The sequence below is a fragment of the Streptomyces sp. AC602_WCS936 genome, from assembly GCF_019049125.1.
GTDB lineage: Bacteria > Actinomycetota > Actinomycetes > Streptomycetales > Streptomycetaceae > Streptomyces.
The window spans coordinates 248,824-267,700 of the sequence record NZ_JAGMUF010000008.1; the positions used below are offsets into that span (position 1 = coordinate 248,824).

Sequence of the window (18,877 nt, forward strand, 5' to 3'; positions counted from 1 at the left end):
GTGGGCTGCCTGATGACCGGCCGGTTCCGCCGGATGCCGCCCGGCCCGGTCATTCGAGCGGCTGGTTGAGGTGAGGGTCGGCGGCCACCTTGCGCAGGCTGTCCCACGCCTGCTCGTTGGCTACAGCCAGATTGCAGTGCGGTCCCGGGTCGCGGTAGTTCCACTGGAGGGCCGCCTTGACGCCCTCCAGGTCCTTGAGCACCCCGGGCACCCGCGCGTACCAGTCCGCCTGCCGGTCCGGGCGCTTCGGATCGGACGCGCTGCCGAACTCCGACAGCATCAGGGGCTTGTCGTCGGAGATGTTGGCGCGGATCCAGTCGTGGGTGGCGTACTGGGTCTGGGCGAAGCTGAGCCAGTCCGTCTCGTGGCAGAGGTAGTAGTTGTACTGGTTGTAGCCGATCCAGTCGACGTACTCGTCCCCCGGGTACATCTTCTCGAAGAGGTCGGCGTGGTTCAGGTAGCCCGTGATGATCCAGGTCCACACGACGTTGTCGACGCCCAGCTCGCGGAAGCGGTCGTGGATGTGCCGGTAGGCCCGGACGTATTCGGCCGGGGTGCCGTTGTCGGGGGTGCGGGTGTCCATCTCCAGGTCGAAGGAGAGGAAGACCTTCTTCCCCGTCCGCTCCCCGTACTCCTTGATCCGCCGCGCCTGGACGTCGATCACGGAGTCGTCCAGGTCACCGGCGGCTATCTGCTTCCAGGTGGGCTGCTGCCGCTCCGTGCCGCCCCACCACTTGCTCTCCCAGGACAGCAGCAGCATGCGGTCCTCGCCGACGCGCTGCTCCTGCTCGGTGAGGAGCTGGCCCTCCAGGCGGGTGTCCGTGACGGCGGACATGTCGTGGTACGTGTACACGATGTCGAGCCGGCGGCCGACCTGCTCCTCGTAGGCGTGCACCTTGTCGGCCAGGTCGGACTTGTCGTGCGGCACGAAGGCGCCGAACCAGGCTCCGCAGGGCGGTTCGAGGAGCTCGGTGGGGCGGCACTTCGGATCGTCGGCCGGGTCGGCCGGGCCGGAGGCGTCGCGCAGGGCGAGCACCGCGACCAGGACCGCGCAGGTGGCCGTGACGGAGGTGATCAGCAGCCGGCGCCGGCCCCGGGCCCGGTGTTCCTCCGGGGTCCTGGGCCGGCGGTGCTGTCCGGTCGTCGTCGAGTCCCCGCGTGTACGGCGAGCGGGACGGGCGAACCTCACAGAGTGGAACCCTTCCGTGTCCTCGGCGGCGCCTCCGGCGCCGTCCTGGGCGTCGGGGAGGCACGCAGGCGCGGGCAGAACGCGGCCAGCGTGGTCAGCAGGGTGAGCGTCAGCAGGACTCGGTCCCCGCTGAAGGCCTGCGCGGCGATCAGTACCGTGGCGACGAGCATCGCGGCGCCGATGCTGAGCAGGACGGCCAGCATCAGCCGTTCGAGCAGGTCGGAGTGGCGTTCGAAGCGGGCGTCCCGGCGTTCGACGGGGCCCTCCGCGCGGCGGGCCCGCAGCGCCGGGCCGCAGAGCCCGACCAGGGCCGCGCCCGGGCCGACGGCCAGGAAGGCGGCGACCGCCGCGCCACGCAGCGGTGAGCCGCCGGGCAGGGCGAGTGCGGCGAGCGCCAGCCAGCCGCCGAACGGAGGCAGCATGCGGATCACGAGGTCCTGCGGTGTCATGGCGTTCTGCGGTGTCATGGGGATCTGCGGTGTCATGGGGTCCTGCGGTGTCATGGCGTTGTGCTGTGTCATCGTCTGGCCCGCCCCTCCTCAGCTCGCCGGTTTCAGGACGTAGAGCACGCCGGCGTCGTTCTCGGCGACCAGCTCGAACGCGGGCGACGACGCCACGGACTCCCGGATGCGGTCCAACTGTGCTTTGTCCAGCTGGCCGTTCATCTCCGAGTTGGCCACCTGTCCCTGCGTGAGCAGGAAGTAGGCGCGGGCCGGGGCTTCCACGGCGGCCATGTCGCGGGCCAGGACGGCGGCCGGGTCGCGCACGATCTCGTCGACGTGGCGCCGGTCGTCGTCGAGGAACCAGTAGTGGTCGACTCTCCAGTACTGCTCGTAGGCGAGCGGGTAGTTCCGGTTGGCGGCGACGACGAGGGAGTCGTCGGGGGCCTGGCCGAAGAGCTGGCCGACGAGGGCGACCTCCCGGGGCGGGAAGTAGTTGACGCGGTCCTTGCCGGAGTAGCTCGGCACGAACGCCAGCGTCCCGGCGAGCAGCACGAGCAACGGCACCCACGCGCCGTACCGCAGCCCGGGCAGCGAAGGCAGCGCGGGCAGCGGGACGCGGCGCCGCCGGGCGGTGGTGGGCTTCGGCGAGCGCCCCTCCGTCTCCCGCGCCGCGGCGTCGGCGGCCAGGGTGCGGACCTTGGGCAGCAGCGCGGCGGCGGCGAAGAAGGCGGCGCCGGGCAGCGTGAACATCAGCACCCGGAAGATCATCTCGCTGCCGTAGCTGCTCGCCACGAACATGGGCAGCGGCGCCGCCGCGACCAGCAGCAAGGGCAGCGCCCGGTGCCGCAGCACCCGTTGGCGCAGGATGCCGGCCAGCGCGAGCAGCAGCACCGACCCCGACAGCAGCCGGGCCGCCCAGGAGGTCGCCACCGCGCCGGTGCCGGTGGGCGTGGTCCCGTACCCCGTCTCGACGTTGGCGCCGACGTCACCGATGGAGCGGATCATGTCCGGCATGGCGGCCGACAGGAAGGGCAGTGCGGCCGTGAGGCACCAGGCCAGGAAGATCACCACCGTGGTGACCACCGGGACCCAGTCGCGGTGGCGGCGGGTCAGGGCCAGCGCGGCGAGCGTGACGACGAGCATGCCGGGCGTCAGCTGGTGCGAGACGACGATGGCGGTGACCAGCGCGCTGAGCAGCACGGTCCACACCGCCTGCCCCTGCCGGCCGCGCCGCCCGCCGGAGCGGCCGTAGCGGCGCAGTACGACCGCGATGACGCCCAGGTGCAGGGCGAAGGCGACGGACTGCGGGGAGAAGTAGTCCTGGCCGACCCAGTTGCCGATGCAGAACAGCCACACGGCGGTCCAGATCAGCCGTCGGTCCTCGGTGAAGGTCCGGTAGATCAGCAGCAGCGGGAGCAGCAGCAGGACGCTGGAGACCAGGGGCCACCAGGCCATGTACATCGCGGCGTCGTCCACGCCCAGCAGCCGTACCAGCGCGGCCTGGGCGGCGAAGAAGCCGGGCCACTGGTCGTAGACGGCCATGTCGCCGAGCTGGTCCGCGCCCTGGAGGCTGCCGGAGGTCAGCAGGTGGTCGATGACGGCGTCGTGCTTCCACGCCCACGCGTACAGCGGGGTCGGGTAGAGGAGGGCCTGGGTGGCCCGTTCCATGACCAGCAGGCCCAGGACGTACGCGAACGACCAGGCGCCCGGGCGGCGCGGATCACGGACCGTGAACCAGAAGCCCGCGGTCAGCACTGCGAGGCCGGCCCAGAAGGCGGGGTGCAGGGCGCTGACGAGACCGAAGTCGTCCAGGGCGGACACGTCGGTGTGCCCTATCGCGTAGCCCCACAGGGCGAGCGCGACGAGCAGCGGCAGCGCCGGCCAGGCGGCCGCCGCGCGGGCCGGCCAGGCGGCGGGGGCGAGGTCGGACAGATCCGTCACGGGCGGCTCGGTGGCGGAGCCGGAGGGCTCCGGGGTAGGGGTTCGGTGAGCGCGTACGGGGCCCTGGGAGGCGGGCTCCCGACCCGGCCGGGCGGACACCTCCTGCGAGCTCCTGGTGGCCGTCTCCTGCGAGGCTCGGGGGGATGCCGTCGCGTCCGGTCCTTCCGACCCCTCCGGCACCTCTGGTCCTTCCGGCCTCTCCGGCCTCTCCGGACCCTCCGGCAGCGTCGTCGCGGGCTCCCTGTTCGACGCGTCCGGGTTTCCCTGCCCGGGCACGGGCTCTGGTACGGATCTCTCCCGTGGAGTTGCTGGCGGACGCACGACGGTTCCCCCCTGGCGATTCGGCTCTGCGCTTGATCAGTCCCTGGACGTGCCGTTCGGTCTGGTGCGGTGCGGGGGCTGTGTCACGTCCGTCATCAGGGCGGGGCGGCGGAGCGACAGGAGGAGGACGGCGAGGACGAGCAGCAGCAGGAGCGGCGGCGCGAGAGGCGCGAGCTCCGCGCGCCAGACCCAGCCCCCCACCGCGGCGAGATACAGAACCCCCCAGCGCCCCTGCCACGGCAGCCGGCCACCCGCCTTCGCGAGGAGCAGCCACAGCGGTACGAGACACAGCAACTGCAGGACGAGCGGCGCCCAGCGCAGCAGCGGGCCGGGCCCGTCGAGCCCCGCCGCTTCCGCCAGAAAACCGGCCGTCTCGGTATAGAACGTCCCACCGACCGCCTCCGGTTCCCGGCCGAGGGCCACGGGTGCCGCGTGCAGGGTGAGGACGGCGGCACCCAGCGCGGCGCCGGGCAGCCGCGGGTCGGTCGCCACGCACAACGTCACGGACGCCACGAAAACCACGAGCAGCACCGCCCCGGCGACGAGTGCCGACAGGGGCAGTTCCCGCAGCAGCTCCCGACCCGTGATCTCGGCCTCGGTCACGCCGGCGCCCAGCCACGGCAGTTCGCGCGACGCGACCAGGAGGACGACGGTGGCGATGCCGAGCAGCAGCCACAGGGCAGGCCGCAGGAGCCGCTCCGGGACCGCCCCGATCCCGTCGTCGCCCGCCGGCCCGTCGTCGGCGAAGTCGTCGCCGAAGTCCGCGGCGGACGCGGCGGCCTCGGCGCGTGAAGCGGCCGGACGCTCGGCGCCGACCGCGGGCGCGTGCTCACCTTCAGGCTTGATCTCCGTGTCCGGACGAGCCCCCGACTCGGTCTCGGGCGCGGGCCCGGAGCCGCTCTCGGGCGCGGGCCCGGAGTCGGCGTCCGGCTCGGACCCGGGCTCCGCGTCGGCGTCGCGCGGCCGCCGGACGATCACCGCGAGGGTGTCCGCCTCCAAGGCCTCCCGTTCGTACCCGGGACGCCCTATGAACAGGGCGACCGTGTCCTCCCGCACCGCGCCGTCGGTCTGCCCGTGCTCGTACGCCGCCCGCCGCGCCCAGTTGGTGCCGTACCCCGCGGTGGCGTTCAGCCGGGCCCAGCGGGTGCCGTACGCCGTGCCGGGGCGCGGCTCGCCGCCGGTTCGCGTCGCGGTGCCGGCGGGGAGGGCGCCCGGTCCCCCGCTCCCTCGGGGGCGACGCCCGCCCCCGTCGCCGCCTCGCAGGACGGCACGCAGTCCGGGCGCACAGCCGATGGCGACCACGGTCATGCCGCCCAGCACCGCCCAGCCGGCGCCCGCGATCCCGGCCGGTGTGAACAGCATCGCCGCGCTGCCCAGCACCAGGACGCACATGGTGCCCTGCACGGCGGCCAGTGCGCCGGTGCGTCCCTGGACGCGCAGCACGCCGATGTACAACTCGACCACGATGCGCGGCAGGGCCCCGATGGCGAGCAGCCGCAGCACCGTGGAGCCGTGCTCGGCGTAGCCGTCGTCGAAGGGCGTGAGGATCTGCGGGGCGAAGGCGACCAGGAAGAGGACGACCGGCACCAGCAGCAGCGTCATGCGGCGCAGGGCTCCGCGGACGCCGTCGGCGAGGCGGCGCGGGTCGTGCGAGGCGTGCGCGGTGAGGGAGGAGGCCATGTTGATGGCCATGAACTCCATCGTGCCGCCGACGGTGTAGGCCACATAGAAGTAGCCGTTCTCCGCGGCGCTGAAGTTGACCGCGACCATCACCGGCAGCAGGTTGATCATCGCCAGGCTGAACAGCGCCCCCAGCGAGTCCCCGGCCAGGAACCGCCCCATCTCACGGACCTTGGGCGGCTCCACGTCGTGGTCGGCGGCGGCCTGGCGCGGGATGAGCCTGCGGAAAATCAGCCAGCCGAGCGGCAGGGTGGAGAACGCGATGGCCACGGCCCAGGACACGAAGATGCCGAGCACCGGCAGCGTGGTGGCGAAGACGGCGAGCAGGATCAGCTTCCCGACCGAGAACACGGCGTTCCCGGCGGGCACCCACTCCGCCTTGCGCAGCCCTGTCAGCACACCGTCCTGGAGAGTGAGCAGCGCCCAGGCCACGCAAGCCGCGACGAACAGGGCTCCCGCCTCCGCGGTGCCGAGAGGGGCGTAGGAGGCACCCCACAGGTCGAGGGTGAGCAGGAAGACGACCGCTGCCAGGGCGACGACCACCGAACTGGCCGCGTACGCCCGCCACACCAGCGGCCCGGTCGCACGGCCGGCCCGCGGCACGAAACGGACGACGGCGCCGATCATCGTGGTCGCCGTGATGCTGGCGAGCAGCCGCATCGCGGCGATGGCGGCGGAGCCCTGTCCGACCGCCTCCTCCGAGTAGTAGCGGGCGGCCACGAGCCAGAAGCCGAGGCCGAGCACGGCCGAGACGCCGGTGCTGAGCATGAGGAAGTAGGCGTTCTTGAAGAGCGAGTCGCCGCCGTGTCCGCGCCCGGCCGGCGTCGGGTCGCCGCCCGCGGGTGCCGCGGCCGTCTCGTGGACCTGCGTCTCAGCCACCGGACGGAACCAACCCTTCCGGCGCCTCGGCGGGCCTCACCCCGGACTCCTCCAGCGCCGCGACCACCGAACGGGCCCGCAGCGGGTCCACCGGCAGCGCGTGCCGCGCGAACCAGCGCGCGCCCTCGGGCGACGGGGACGGGTCGGTGAAGGCCGCGCCCGCGTAGTCGTCCAGCGGCGGGTCGTAGAGGTAGCCGACGACGATGCCGCGCCGGGCCAGCGCACGTACCGCCGCGTCCCGGTCCGCCACGAGCAGCGGCACCCGGAACAACGGCTGGACGGGAGCCCGCGCTCGTCCGTCCGCGGGCTGTCCCCAGCGGGTCGCCAGCAGCAGTTCCGTACCCGACCGGCACTCCGCGAGGACCTCTTCCAGCCGGTCGAGCCCGCGCCCGATGCGCCCGAGCCGGAACCGGCCGGCCCGCAACCGGTAGTCGTGCATGTCGACGCGGACCCAGGGGTCGTGGGCGTCCAGGTCGGGGGCCGAGGCGACCGCGCGGGCCAGCTCCTGAGGACGCAGCGGCATCCGGATCTCCTCGCGCTCCGTCAGCCCCAGCATCCGCATCGTGGCCCAGGCAGCTCGCCGCAACCGCAGTCCGCGCACAGCGGCCTCCGCGTACGGCCGTACGGCGTAGGCGAGTTCGGCCGTCGCGCGGCGCGGGAGCAGCAGATCGTCGCAGGCCTTCTCCAGCGCCTCCCGCATTCCCGGGTCGGCGAACGCGAGGATTCCTCCGGCCTTGGCGCCGACGTGCTTGGACAGGCTGAAAACGGAGGCGTCGCCCCAGGAGCCGACCGGCCGCCCGCCCACCTCGCTGCCGATGGCGTGGGCCGCGTCCTCGAACAGCGGGATGCCGAGCGCGTCGCAGCGGGCCCGCAGACCGGGGGCCGGGTCCGGGTTCCCGTACAGGTTCGTCGTCAGTACGGCGGACAGGGAACCCCACACGTCCTCGGGCACGGCATCGATGTCGATGGACGCGTCCGACGGGTTCAACGGCGCCTGCACGGGCCGGAGTCCGGCCGCGAGCACGACGAAGAAGATGACGTCGTCGTTGACCGGCGACATCAGCACCCGGCCGCCCGGCGGGCACCAGTGACGCAGTGCCGCGTACAGCCCGAAACGGCACGACGGTACGTACACGCATTCCCGGCCGAGCCGGTCACGCATGGTCCCTTCCAGCCGCTTCCTCGGCTGCGAACCATCCCGCACCGAACCCGGACCGGCCTCCCCAATGGCCATCCGCCCCCCTGGTGTGCCCTTGAAGGCCCCCTCCCCGAGGCCTTCCAGCACCCGCCCAGAGTCGCCCCGTTCGCACCGCTCCGTCAAGATTGCGTACCGGCCTGTGGACAACTTCCCGCACTCAAACGGAAGCGGAGCGCAACATTTCCCCGCGTTCACGCGGGCGCGCGCCGACTGCCGAGACACCGCCCCAACGGCCACTCCCCCCGTCTCCCGCACCGTCCGCCGGACCACTCCCCGCACGTCAGCACACCTGCGCGCACTCCCCTCGCCACGCACCGCCACCTCCCGACGCACTGCCCAAGACCGGTATGTCACCCGTAACGTGTGGCCCGGCCCACGAACCACGTGGCACACCCGGCGCGCACGGCGCACATGGCGAGCACGAAAGCGAGGCAGCACCCGATGCCCCCCTTCGATGTCCCCGAGGGCGACCCCTTCGGTCCGCACAACCTCCCGTACGGCGTGTTCTCGATCCCCGGCACGCAGGACCGGACGGTGGGCGTCCGGCTCGGCGACCACGTCCTCGACGCCGGCGCGGCGGCCCACGCGCTCGGCTCGCCGTACGCCTCCCTGCTCGCGCGGCCCACCCTCAACCCGCTGCTGGCGGCCGGCCGCACCGCCTGGTCCGACGTACGGCGCGCCCTGACCGCCTGGGTCACGGTCCCCGCCCACCGCGAGACCCTGGAACCCCTCTTCCACCCCCTCTCCTCGGTGACCCTGCACCTGCCCTTCGAGATCGCGGACTACGTCGACTTCTACGCCTCCGAGAACCACGCCCGGAACGTCGGCCAGATCTTCCGCCCCGACGCCGCCGACTCCCTCACCCCCAACTGGAAGCACCTCCCCATCGGCTACCACGGCCGCTCGGGCACGGTCGTCGTGTCCGGCACGGACGTCGTCCGCCCGTCCGGTCAGCGCAAGGCTCCGACCGACGCCGCTCCCGTCTTCGGCCCGTCCGTACGCCTGGACATCGAGGCCGAGGTCGGCTTCGTGGTGGGCGTGCCGTCCGAGCCGGGCGACCCGGTGCCGCTCGGCGACTTCCGCGAGCACGTCTTCGGACTGTGCCTCCTCAACGACTGGTCCGCGCGGGACGTCCAGGCCTGGGAGTACGTCCCCCTCGGCCCGTTCCTCGGCAAGTCGTTCGCCACGTCGGTGTCGGCCTGGATCACGCCGCTGGACGCCTTGGAGGAGGCGCGGGTGGCGCCGCCGGAGCGCACCCACGAGCTGCTGCCCTACCTCGACGACACCGCCCCGGAGCAGGACGAGCCCGGAGGCTACGACCTGCGGATCACCGTCACGATCAACGACCACGTCGTTTCCGAACCTCCCTTCTCCACCATGTACTGGACGGCCGCCCAGCAATTGGCCCACATGACGGTCAACGGCGCCTCCCTGCGCACCGGCGACCTCTACGGCTCCGGCACGGTGAGCGGTCCCACCGAGCGGGAGCGCGGCTCCCTGCTGGAACTGACCTGGAACGGCCGCGACCCGCTGGAACTCCCCGACGGCAAGCGGGCGTTCCTGGAGGACGGGGACGTGGTGACCCTGTCGGCCTGGGCACCCGGCCCGGACGGCGTCCGGGTGGGTCTGGGCGAGGTGACCGGCCGGATCGCCGCACCGCGCACCGGCCGGTAGCCCACGCGACACGCACGGACGGCAGCCCCGCGAGCGCCCGCACTCGCGTGGACGGCAGTCCGCCGCGAGCCCCGGCAACCGCGCGGGCGGCAGCCCCGCCACGAGCCCCGGCACTCCCGCCTCCCGCAGACGACAGGCGCCGCGAGCCCCGTTATGCGCGCGGGCGCCGGCCTCACCACGCCGGCCCGGTGCTCGCGCGGGCGGCGCCGCGCCGCGATGCGATGCGATGCGATGCGATGCGATGCGATGCGATGCGCCGGATCGGTTGCCCGCCGGGGCCTGACTCACACCGCCCGTCACCGTCATACTGGCGTCGGGCGGTGTGCGCCGCACTGCACGTCCGCGCACCCTCCCACCGGGCCACCGGGGCCCGCCGAAGCCCCGGCACCGCCCACCACCACCGCACCACAGCCAGAGCCGCCCTTTCCGACCAGGATCCGGAGCCCGTGGCATGACCCTCTGCCTGCTCCTGCTGTTCGCCGTCGCCGTGACCGCCGCGGTACCGGTACCGCGCGCGCTGACCCGGTCCACGTGGCCCGAACGCGACCCGGTCGTCGCGCTGTGGGTGTGGCAGTGCCTGGTCGCCACCGTCCTGCTGTGCTGCCTGACGGCACTCGTGCTCGGGGCCGCCGCCGTCTTCGGCACCGTCCGCGCCCAGCTCTTCGCGCCGGCGCCGCCCGCGGTGACCGCCGCCTACAACCTCTCCGCCGGCCCGCCCTGGGCCGCCGCCCTCACTCTGCTGCTGGCCGGCGGCGCCGCCTGGACGACCGCCATGCTCGCCCGCGAACTCGTCGAGGCCCGCCGACGCCGTGCGCAGTCCCGCGCCCACCTGCGCGAACGCGCCCCCGACCTGCCCGCCGGTCTCCCCGCCGCCCGCGGCCCTCTACTGGTCCTGGAGGACGAGTACCCGGACGCCTGGTGGATGCCGGGGAGCCCGCCCCAGCTGATCGTCACCACCGGTGCCCTGCAACGTCTCACCGACCACCAGCTCGACGCCGTCCTCACCCACGAGCGCGGCCATGCCCGCGCCCGCCACGACTGGCTGCTGCACCTGTCCACCGCACTGGCCACCGGCTTCCCCCGAATCCCCCTCTTCGCCCACTTCTGCGACCAGACCCACCGCCTGGTCGAACTGGCCGCCGACGACACCGCCTCCCGCCGCTGCGGCCACCTGACCACGGCCCTGGCCCTGATCGAGCTGAACCAGCACCGGGGCGTCCTGTCCTGCGCCTCCAGCCACCGCCTCCTCGGCGAGCGGGTCGACCGCCTCCTCGAACCGCCGCCCCGCCTGACGCCTCGTCACCGGGCCCTGACCACGGCGACGGCCGCTCTCGTACCCCTCGTCCCCCTGCTGATCACCTTCGCTCCGGGGCTGACGGCGCTGGCGTAGGGCCTGTATCAACGGGCGCCACGACAGCGGCCGGTCGCCGCCGTCCGCCCTTATATCCAGTCGTCCGGCTCGGGCTCGGGCTCCATGTCCGGCCAGTCGTCCGTACCCGGGTCGGAGACGGAACCGGCCGACGGACGGCCCGGGGCTGGTTCCGCCGCGACGGCCGGTCCCTCCAGCGCCGCCAGCACGGCCAGCACACCCTCCCCGTACGTCGCCAGCTTCTTCTCACCCACCCCGCTGATGCCTCCGAGCTGCCCGACCGAGGTGGGCCAGGCGGTGGCGATCTCCCGGAGCGTGGCGTCGTGGAAGATGACGTACGCCGGGACGCCCTGCTCCCGCGCCTGCTCCGCGCGCCAGGCGCGCAGCGCCTCGAAGGCGGGGACCAGTTCCTGTGGCAGTTCGGCGGCGGCGGCCTTGGCCTTGCGGTCGCCGCGCCCGCCGCCCGACGCCCGTGCCGAAGCCGGCTTCTTGGGTTCCTTGCGCAGCGGCACCTCCCGCTCCCGGCGCAGAACCTCCCCGCTGGCCTCGGTCAGCACCAGCGTGCCGTACTCGCCCTCGACGGCGAGCAGGCCCTGGGCCAGCAGCTGCCGGGCGACACCGCGCCACTCGCCCTCGGTCAGCTCTTCGCCGATGCCGAACACCGAGAGCTGGTCGTGGTCGAACTGGATCACCTTGGCGGTGCGCTTGCCCAGCAGGATGTCGATGATCTGCCCCGCGCCGAACTTCTGCCCGCGCTCCCGCTTCAGCCGCACCACCGTCGACAGCACCTTCTGCGCCGCGACCGTACCGTCCCAGGTCTCCGGCGGAGTGAGGCAGGTGTCGCAGTTGCCGCAGCCGGCCGGGTCCGGGTCCTGCCCGAAGTAGGCGAGGAGCTGGCCGCGGCGGCACTGGGCGGTCTCGCACAGCGCGAGCATCGCGTCCAGGTGGGACTGCGCCCGGCGCCGGAACGCCTCGTCGCCCTCACCGGACTGGATCAGCTTGCGCTGCTGTATGACGTCGTTGAGTCCGTACGCCATCCAGGCCGTGGAAGGCAGGCCGTCCCGGCCCGCGCGGCCGGTCTCCTGGTAGTAGCCCTCGACCGACTTCGGGAGGTCGAGGTGGGCGACGAACCGTACGTCCGGCTTGTCGATGCCCATGCCGAAGGCGATGGTCGCCACGACCACCAGGCCCTCCTCCCGCAGGAACCTCGACTGGTGCGCCGCGCGGGTGCCCGCGTCCAGGCCCGCGTGGTACGGCACCGCCTCGACGCCGTTGCGGGAGAGGAACTCGGCGGTCTTCTCGACGGAGTTGCGCGAGAGGCAGTAGACGATGCCCGCGTCGCCCGGGTGCTCCTCCCGCAGGAAGCTCAGGAGCTGCTTCTTGGGGTCGGTCTTCGGCACGATCCGGTACTGGATGTTGGGCCGGTCGAAACTGGCCACGAAGTGCCGCGCCGTCGGCATGTTCAGCCGCTCGGTGATCTCGCGGTGCGTGGCGTCCGTGGCCGTCGCCGTGAGCGCGAGCCGGGGCACGTCCGGCCAGCGCTCACCGAGCAGGGACAGGGCGAGGTAGTCGGGCCGGAAGTCGTGGCCCCACTGCGAGACGCAGTGCGCCTCGTCGATCGCGAAGAGGGAGATCTTGCCCCGGGAGAGCAGGTCGAGGGTGCCCTCCAGCCGCAGCCGCTCGGGCGCCAGGTACAGCAGGTCCAGCTCGCCGGCGAGGAACTCTGCCTCCACCACGCGCCGCTCGTCGAAGTCCTGCGTCGAGTTCATGAACCCGGCCCGCACACCGAGCGCCCGCAGCGCGTCCACCTGGTCCTGCATCAGCGCGATCAGCGGCGAGACCACGATGCCCGTGCCGGGCCGGACCAGGGACGGAATCTGGTAGCACAGGGACTTTCCGCCGCCGGTCGGCATGAGCACGACGGCGTCGCCGCCCGCGATCACGTGGTCGACGACCGCTTCCTGCTCGCCGCGGAAGGCCTCGTACCCGAAGACCCGGTGCAGCGCGGCCAGCGCCTCACTGCCCACGCCGGTCACCTGTGCTGTCTCTGCCATCTCGCCGATCACGCCCGTCCCGCCCATCGCCTGGTCCCCCGTACGTCCTGCCTTGCCTGCCCGGGCCTTCTGTACCCGTCCTGTCCGTCTGGTCCGCCCTGTCCCGACCACTGCCTCAACGATAGGGGTCCGCGCCGACAGCGCCGGAGTTATCCACAGGCTTCACCCGTCGCCGAACGTCACAGCCGGATAGCCTTGTGTGATACCCGACACTCCTATCGCTGGGACGCACAGAGTGGTATCCGAGGCCTCACCCACCGAGTGGCCGCCCCCTCCCCCCGAGGGCTGGAACGCTGACGATCTGGACCGCCTCCCCGACCTGCCGGCGCACACGCAGCTGATCGACGCCGGACTTGTCTTCCCTTGCCCTCAGACGACCTTCCACGAACGGGCAACGTCCTTCTTCGGCCGGCAGCTCTCGGTAGCCGCAACGCAAGGGCTCGACGTCCTGTGCAGGTTCACCGTCGACGTGGACCGGCAGAACAGGCTGGAGCCGGACGTACTGGTGCTGCGGGAAGGAGCCCTGACAAGTCCCGACCAGACCCGCGTCCCGGCGTCAGCTGTCGTACTGACCGTGGAGGTCGTCTCACCGGACTCCGTCTCCCGCGACCGCGAGACCAAGCCCCTGAAGTACGCCCGGGCGGGCATCGCCCACTACTGGCGCGTGGAAAACGAGAAGGGTCTCGCCGTCGTCCACGCCTTCGAGCTGGAGCCGGCCACAGGGGTCTACGTGGCTGTCGGCATCTTCCGTGAGCGTATGAAGCTGAGCGCGCCCTTCCCGCTGGACCTGGACCTGACGGCCATCAAGGCGCGCCGCGGCGGCGAATGACCCACGCGTACACGGCGGCGGCCCGGCACCCCCTGCGGAATGCCGGGCCGCCGCCGTGTCCGAACCGGCGAGCGCCGCGTCAGCGCACGAACACCCCCGCCTGTCCCGCCAGGTCCAGGAAGTACTGCGGCGCCACGCCGAGCACCACCGTGACCGCCACCCCGACACCGATCGCCGTCATCGTCAGCGGTGACGGCACCGCGACGGTCGGGCCCTCCGGGCGCGGCTCGCTGAAGAACATCAGCACGATCACGCGGATGTAGAAGAACGCCGCGATCGCCGACGAGATCACGCCGATCACGACCAGCGGAGCCGCGCCGCCCTCCGCCGCCGCCTTGAAGACGGCGAACTTGCCGGAGAACCCGGAGGTCAGCGGGATACCCGCGAAGGCCAGCAGGAACACCGCGAAGACGGCCGCCACCAGCGGCGACCTGCGCCCGAGCCCGGCCCACTTCGACAGGTGCGTCGCCTCGCCGCCCGCGTCGCGCACCAGCGTCACGACCGCGAAGGCGCCGATGGTGACGAAGGAGTACGCGGCCAGGTAGAAGAGGACGGACGAGATGCCCTCCGGCGTGGTCGCGATGACACCGGCGAGGATGAAGCCCGCGTGCGCGATCGACGAGTACGCCAGCAGCCGCTTGATGTCGGTCTGCGTGATCGCGACGATCGCGCCGGCCAGCATGGTGACGATCGCCACGGCCCACATCACCGGCCGCCAGTCCCAGCGCAGGCCGGGCAGGACCACGTACAGGATGCGGAGCAGGGCACCGAAGGCGGCCACCTTGGTCGCCGCCGCCATGAAGCCGGTGACCGGCGTCGGCGCGCCCTGGTACACGTCCGGCGTCCACATGTGGAACGGCACCGCGCCCACCTTGAACAGCAGGCCCATGACGATCAGCGCGGAGCCGACGAGCAGCAGCGCGTCGTTGCCCATGGTGTCGGCGAGCGCCGGGGTGACGTTCTGCACGGTTCCGTCGACGACCGAGGCGATCGTGCCGTACGACATGGAGCCCGCGTAGCCGTAGAGCAGGGCGATGCCGAACAGGGTGAACGCGGAGGCGAAGGCGCCGAGCAGGAAGTACTTGACCGCCGCCTCCTGCGACATGAGTCGCTTGCGGCGGGCCAGCGCGCACAGCAGGTACAGCGGGAGGGAGAAGACTTCCAGGGCCACGAAGAGCGTCAGCAGGTCGTTGGCCGCCGGGAAGACCAGCATGCCGGCGACGGCGAAGAGGAGGAGCGGGAAGACCTCCGTCGTGGTGAAGCCGGCCTTGACCGCCTTCTGCTCGCTCTCGCTGCCCGGCACGGCCGCGGCCTGCGCGGCGAAGGAGTCGACCCGGTTGCCGTGCGCCTCCGGGTCGAGCCGTCGCTCGGCGAAGGTGAACAGACCGACCAGCGCCGCCAGCAGGATCGTGCCCTGCAGGAACAGGGCCGGACCGTCGACGGCGATGGCTCCCATCGCCGCGATGCCCGCCTTGGTCGTGCCGTATCCACCCGCCGCGAGCGCGACTACCGCGGCGAAGGCGGCGACGAGCGCGACGACGGACAGGAACATCTGGACGTAGTAGCGGGACCTGCGCGGCACGAGAGCCTCGATCAGGATGCCCAGGACCGCCGCACCGATGATGATCAGGATCGGCGACAGCTGCCCGTACTCGATCTTCGGCGCGTCGATCTTGCCGATCGGGTCGGCCGCCGTCGCCGCCGTTGTCCACAGGCTGTGGACGGCTGTTGCGCTCACTTGGCCGCCTCCACCTCAGGCTGGGGGTCCTTCTTCTGTACATCGGACATGGTCTGCTCCACCGCCGGGTTGACGATGTCCGTGAGGGGCTTCGGGAAGACGCCCAGGAAGATCAGCAGCGCCACCAGCGGTGCCACGACCACCAGTTCCCGCACCCGCAGGTCGGGCATCGCCGACACCTCCGGCTTCACCGGGCCCGTCATCGTCCGCTGGTAGAGGACGAGGGTGTAGAGCGCGGCGAGCACGATGCCGAAGGTGGCGATGATGCCGATCACCGGATATCGGGTGAAGGTGCCGACCAGGACCAGGAACTCACTGATGAACGGCGCCAGCCCCGGCAGGGACAGGGTCGCCAGTCCGCCGATCAGGAAGGTGCCGGCCAGTACCGGGGCGACCTTCTGAACTCCCCCGTAGTCGGCGATGAGCCGCGAGCCGCGCCGCGAGATCAGGAAACCGGCGATCAGCATCAGGACGGCGGTCGAGATGCCGTGGTTGACCATGTAGAGCGTCGCGCCGGACTGGCCCTGGCTGGTCATCGCGAAGATACCCATGACAATGAAGCCGAAGTGCGAGATCGACGCGTACGCGATCAGCCGCTTGATGTCGCGCTGGCCGACCGCGAGCAACGCCCCGTAGATGATGCTGATGACGGCCAGGACGAGGATCACCGGCGTCGCCCACTTGCTGGCCTCCGGGAAGAGCTGGAGGCAGAAGCGGAGCATCGCGAAGGTGCCCACCTTGTCGACGACCGCCGTGATGAGCACGGCGACCGGCGCGGTCGACTCCTGCATGGCGTTGGGCAGCCAGGTGTGCAGCGGCCACAGCGGCGCCTTCACCGCGAAGGCGAAGAAGAAGCCGAGGAAGAGCCAGCGCTCGGTGCTGGTCGCCATCTCCAGCTCGCCGTTGGCCCTCGCCTGGGCGATCTCGGTGAGGGAGAAGTTTCCCGCGACCACATAGAGGCCGATCACCGCGGCCAGCATGATCAGGCCGCCGGCCAGGTTGTAGAGGAGGAACTTCACCGCCGCGTACGACCGCTGGGTCGCCGCCGTCTTCTCGCCGTGCTGGTGGGCACGGTCCCCGAAGCCGCCGATGAGGAAGTACATCGGGATGAGCATGGCTTCGAAGAAGATGTAGAAGAGGAAGACGTCGGTGGCCTCGAAGGAGAGGATCACCATCGCCTCGACCAGCAGGATCAGGGCGAAGAAGCCCTGGGTCGGCCGCCAGCGGCTGCTGCCGGTCTCCAGCGGGTCGGCGTCGTGCCAGCCCGCCAGGATGATGAACGGGATCAGCAGGGCGGTCAGCGCGATCAGCGCCACCGCGATGCCGTCCACGCCCAGTTCGTACCGGACTCCGAAGTCCGCGATCCAGGAGTGCGACTCGGTGAGCTGGTAGCGGTCGCCGCCGGGGTCGAAGCGGACCAGTACCGCGATCGCCAGGGCGAGGGTCGCCAGCGAGAACAGCAGCGCCAGCCATTTGGCCGTGGTGCGTTTCGCGGCCGGCACCGCGGCGGTGGCGATGGCCCCGACGGCTGGAAGCGCCGCCGTGACTGTCAGCAGGGGAAAGGACATCGGTATCAGACCGCCCTCATCAGCAGGGTCGCGGCGACGAGGACCGCCGCACCGCCGAACATCGAGACCGCGTAACTGCGCGCGAACCCGTTCTGCAGCTTGCGCATCCGCCCGGACAGGCCGCCGACCGAGGCCGCCGTGCCGTTGACCACGCCGTCGACCAGGGTGTGGTCGACGTAGACCAGGGAGCGCGTCAGGTGCTCTCCGCCGCGGACCAGTACGACGTGGTTGAAGTCGTCCTGGAGCAGGTCACGCCGGGCGGCCCGGGTGAGCAGCGATCCGCGCGGGGCGACGGCCGGGACCGGACGGCGGCCGTACTGCGCCCAGGCGACCGCGACGCCGATCACCATCACGGCGACCGTCGAGACCGTGACGGTCAGGGCACTGATCGGCGCATGGCCGTGGTCGTGCCCGGTGATGGGCTCGAGCCAGTGCACGAAGCGGTCGCCGATGCTGAAGAACGCGCCGCCGAACACCGAGCCGACGGCCAGCACGATCATCGGGATCGTCATGATCTTCGGGGACTCGTGCGGGTGCGGCGGGGTGTACTCACCGCGCGTCTCGGCGGCGGGCTCCACGTCCGGCTGCTTCGGCGACGGCGTCGGGGCGTTGCGCCAGCGTTCCTCACCGAAGAACGTCATCAGCATCACGCGCGTCATGTAGTACGCCGTGATGGCGGCGCCCAGCAGGGCGCAGGCGCCGAGGATCCAGCCCTCGGTGCCACCCTTGGCGAACGCCGACTCGATGATCTTGTCCTTGGAGAAGAAGCCGGACAGGCCCGGGAAACCGATGATGGCGAGGTAGCCGAGGCCGAAGGTGATGAAGGTGACCGGCATGTACTTGCGCAGTCCGCCGTAGCGGCGCATGTCGACCTCGTCGTTCATGCCGTGCATGACCGAACCGGCGCCGAGGAACAGCCCGGCCTTGAAGAAGCCGTGCGTCACCAGGTGCATGATCGCGAAGACGTAGCCGATGGGGCCGAGACCGGCGGCCAGCACCATGTAGCCGATCTGCGACATGGTCGAGCCGGCCAGCGCCTTCTTGATGTCGTCCTTGGCGCAACCGACGATCGCACCGAACAGCAGCGTGACCGCGCCGACGATGGTGACGACGAGCTGTGCGTCGGGCGCGCCGTTGAAGATGGCCCCCGAGCGGACGATCAGGTACACGCCCGCCGTCACCATGGTCGCGGCGTGAATGAGGGCCGAGACCGGGGTCGGGCCCTCCATCGCGTCCCCGAGCCAGGACTGCAGCGGTACCTGGGCGGACTTGCCGCAGGCCGCGAGCAGCAGCATCAGGGCGATCGCGGTGAGCTTGCCCTCGTCGGCCGAGCCCGCGAGCCCCGCCTCCCCGTTGCCGCCGAGCACCGGCCCGAAGGCGAAGGTGCCGAACCACAGGAACATCAGCATGATCGCGATGGACAGGCCCATGTCGCCGACGCGGTTGACCAGGAAGGCCTTCTTCGCGGCGGTGGCGGCACTGGGCTTGTGCTGCCAGAAGCCGATCAGCAGGTAGGAGGCGAGACCGACGCCCTCCCAGCCGACGTACAGCAGCAGGTAGTTGTCGGCGAGGACGAGGATCAGCATCGCCGCGAGGAACAGGTTCAGGTAGCCGAAGAAGCGGCGGCGACGCTCGTCGTGCTCCATGTACCCGATCGAGTACAGGTGGATGAGCGAACCGACGCCGGTGATCAGCAGCACGAACGTCATCGACAGCTGGTCGAGCCGGAAGGCGACGTCGGCCTGGAAGCCCTCCACCGGGATCCAGCTGAACAGGTGCTGCGTCAGGGTGCGGTCCTCGGCGCCGGCGCCGAGCATGTCGGCGAAGAGGACGACGCCGATCACGAAGGAGGCGGCGGCCAGCACCGTGCCGATCCAATGGCCGACGGCGTCCAGTCGGCGTCCGCCGCACAGCAGGACCGCCGCTCCGAGCAAGGGCGCCGCCACCAGCAGCGCAATCAGATTCTCTGCGTTAGTCACGGTTCTAGCGACCCC

Annotated in this window: 12 protein-coding genes; 3 read left to right on the forward strand and 9 right to left on the reverse strand. The window is 71.7% G+C overall.

Going from position 1 to position 18,877, the window contains the following annotated elements:
- Positions 1-49 precede the first annotated feature (49 nt).
- The 5 genes from KUM03_RS03920 to KUM03_RS03940 form a co-directional block, all read right to left on the reverse strand.
- A complete protein-coding gene (locus KUM03_RS03920; RefSeq protein WP_217245567.1) occupies positions 50-1,189 on the reverse strand; it encodes a glycosyl hydrolase in 1,140 nt (379 codons plus the stop codon).
- Positions 1,186-1,710, reverse strand: coding sequence for a hypothetical protein (locus KUM03_RS03925; RefSeq protein ID WP_254398765.1), 525 nt, complete (start codon positions 1,708-1,710; stop codon positions 1,186-1,188). The genes KUM03_RS03920 and KUM03_RS03925 overlap by 4 nt, the downstream gene beginning before the upstream one ends.
- Positions 1,711-1,728: 18 nt before the next feature.
- Positions 1,729-3,573, reverse strand: coding sequence for a glycosyltransferase (locus tag KUM03_RS03930; protein ID WP_217245568.1), 1,845 nt, complete (start codon positions 3,571-3,573; stop codon positions 1,729-1,731).
- 357 nt (positions 3,574-3,930) lie between these two features.
- A complete protein-coding gene (locus KUM03_RS03935) occupies positions 3,931-6,453 on the reverse strand; it encodes a lipopolysaccharide biosynthesis protein (protein ID WP_217245569.1) in 2,523 nt (840 codons plus the stop codon).
- Positions 6,446-7,687 carry a DegT/DnrJ/EryC1/StrS family aminotransferase gene (locus KUM03_RS03940; RefSeq protein ID WP_374225251.1) on the reverse strand — a complete coding sequence of 414 codons (1,242 nt, stop codon included), beginning with the start codon at positions 7,685-7,687 and terminating at the stop codon, positions 6,446-6,448. Before KUM03_RS03940 ends, KUM03_RS03935 begins: the two co-directional genes overlap by 8 nt.
- 405 nt (positions 7,688-8,092) lie before the next feature.
- Here KUM03_RS03940 and fahA point away from each other — a divergent pair, with 405 nt between their 5' ends.
- Positions 8,093-9,325, forward strand: coding sequence for a fumarylacetoacetase (gene fahA, locus KUM03_RS03945; RefSeq protein ID WP_217245571.1), 1,233 nt, complete (start codon positions 8,093-8,095; stop codon positions 9,323-9,325).
- 451 nt (positions 9,326-9,776) lie between these two features.
- Entirely contained in the window at positions 9,777-10,715 is a 939-nt protein-coding gene (locus KUM03_RS03950) for a M56 family metallopeptidase (RefSeq protein ID WP_217245572.1), read from the forward strand.
- A gap of 50 nt (positions 10,716-10,765) precedes the next feature.
- Here the strand turns inward: KUM03_RS03950 and recQ are convergent, their stop codons facing one another.
- Complete coding sequence (gene recQ / locus KUM03_RS03955) at positions 10,766-12,775, reverse strand: DNA helicase RecQ (RefSeq protein WP_217245573.1); 2,010 nt, start codon at positions 12,773-12,775, stop codon at positions 10,766-10,768.
- A gap of 208 nt (positions 12,776-12,983) precedes the next feature.
- Here recQ and KUM03_RS03960 point away from each other — a divergent pair, with 208 nt between their 5' ends.
- On the forward strand, positions 12,984-13,577 hold the full coding sequence (locus tag KUM03_RS03960; RefSeq protein WP_217245574.1) for a Uma2 family endonuclease: 594 nt from the start codon (positions 12,984-12,986) through the stop codon (positions 13,575-13,577).
- Between the two features lie 79 nt (positions 13,578-13,656).
- On the opposite strand, the gene nuoN is transcribed toward KUM03_RS03960, so the two are convergent.
- Genes nuoN through nuoL form a run of 3 tightly spaced genes read right to left on the reverse strand, consistent with a single transcriptional unit; the run spans position 13,657 to position 18,862 of the window.
- Complete coding sequence (gene nuoN, locus KUM03_RS03965) at positions 13,657-15,315, reverse strand: NADH-quinone oxidoreductase subunit NuoN (protein WP_217245575.1); 1,659 nt, start codon at positions 15,313-15,315, stop codon at positions 13,657-13,659.
- Positions 15,312-16,883, reverse strand: a complete 1,572-nt coding sequence (locus KUM03_RS03970) for an NADH-quinone oxidoreductase subunit M (RefSeq protein WP_217245576.1) — start codon at positions 16,881-16,883, stop codon at positions 15,312-15,314. Before KUM03_RS03970 ends, nuoN begins: the two co-directional genes overlap by 4 nt.
- 5 nt (positions 16,884-16,888) lie before the next feature.
- Entirely contained in the window at positions 16,889-18,862 is a 1,974-nt protein-coding gene (gene nuoL, locus KUM03_RS03975) for an NADH-quinone oxidoreductase subunit L (RefSeq protein ID WP_217245577.1), read from the reverse strand.
- Positions 18,863-18,877 lie beyond the last annotated feature (15 nt).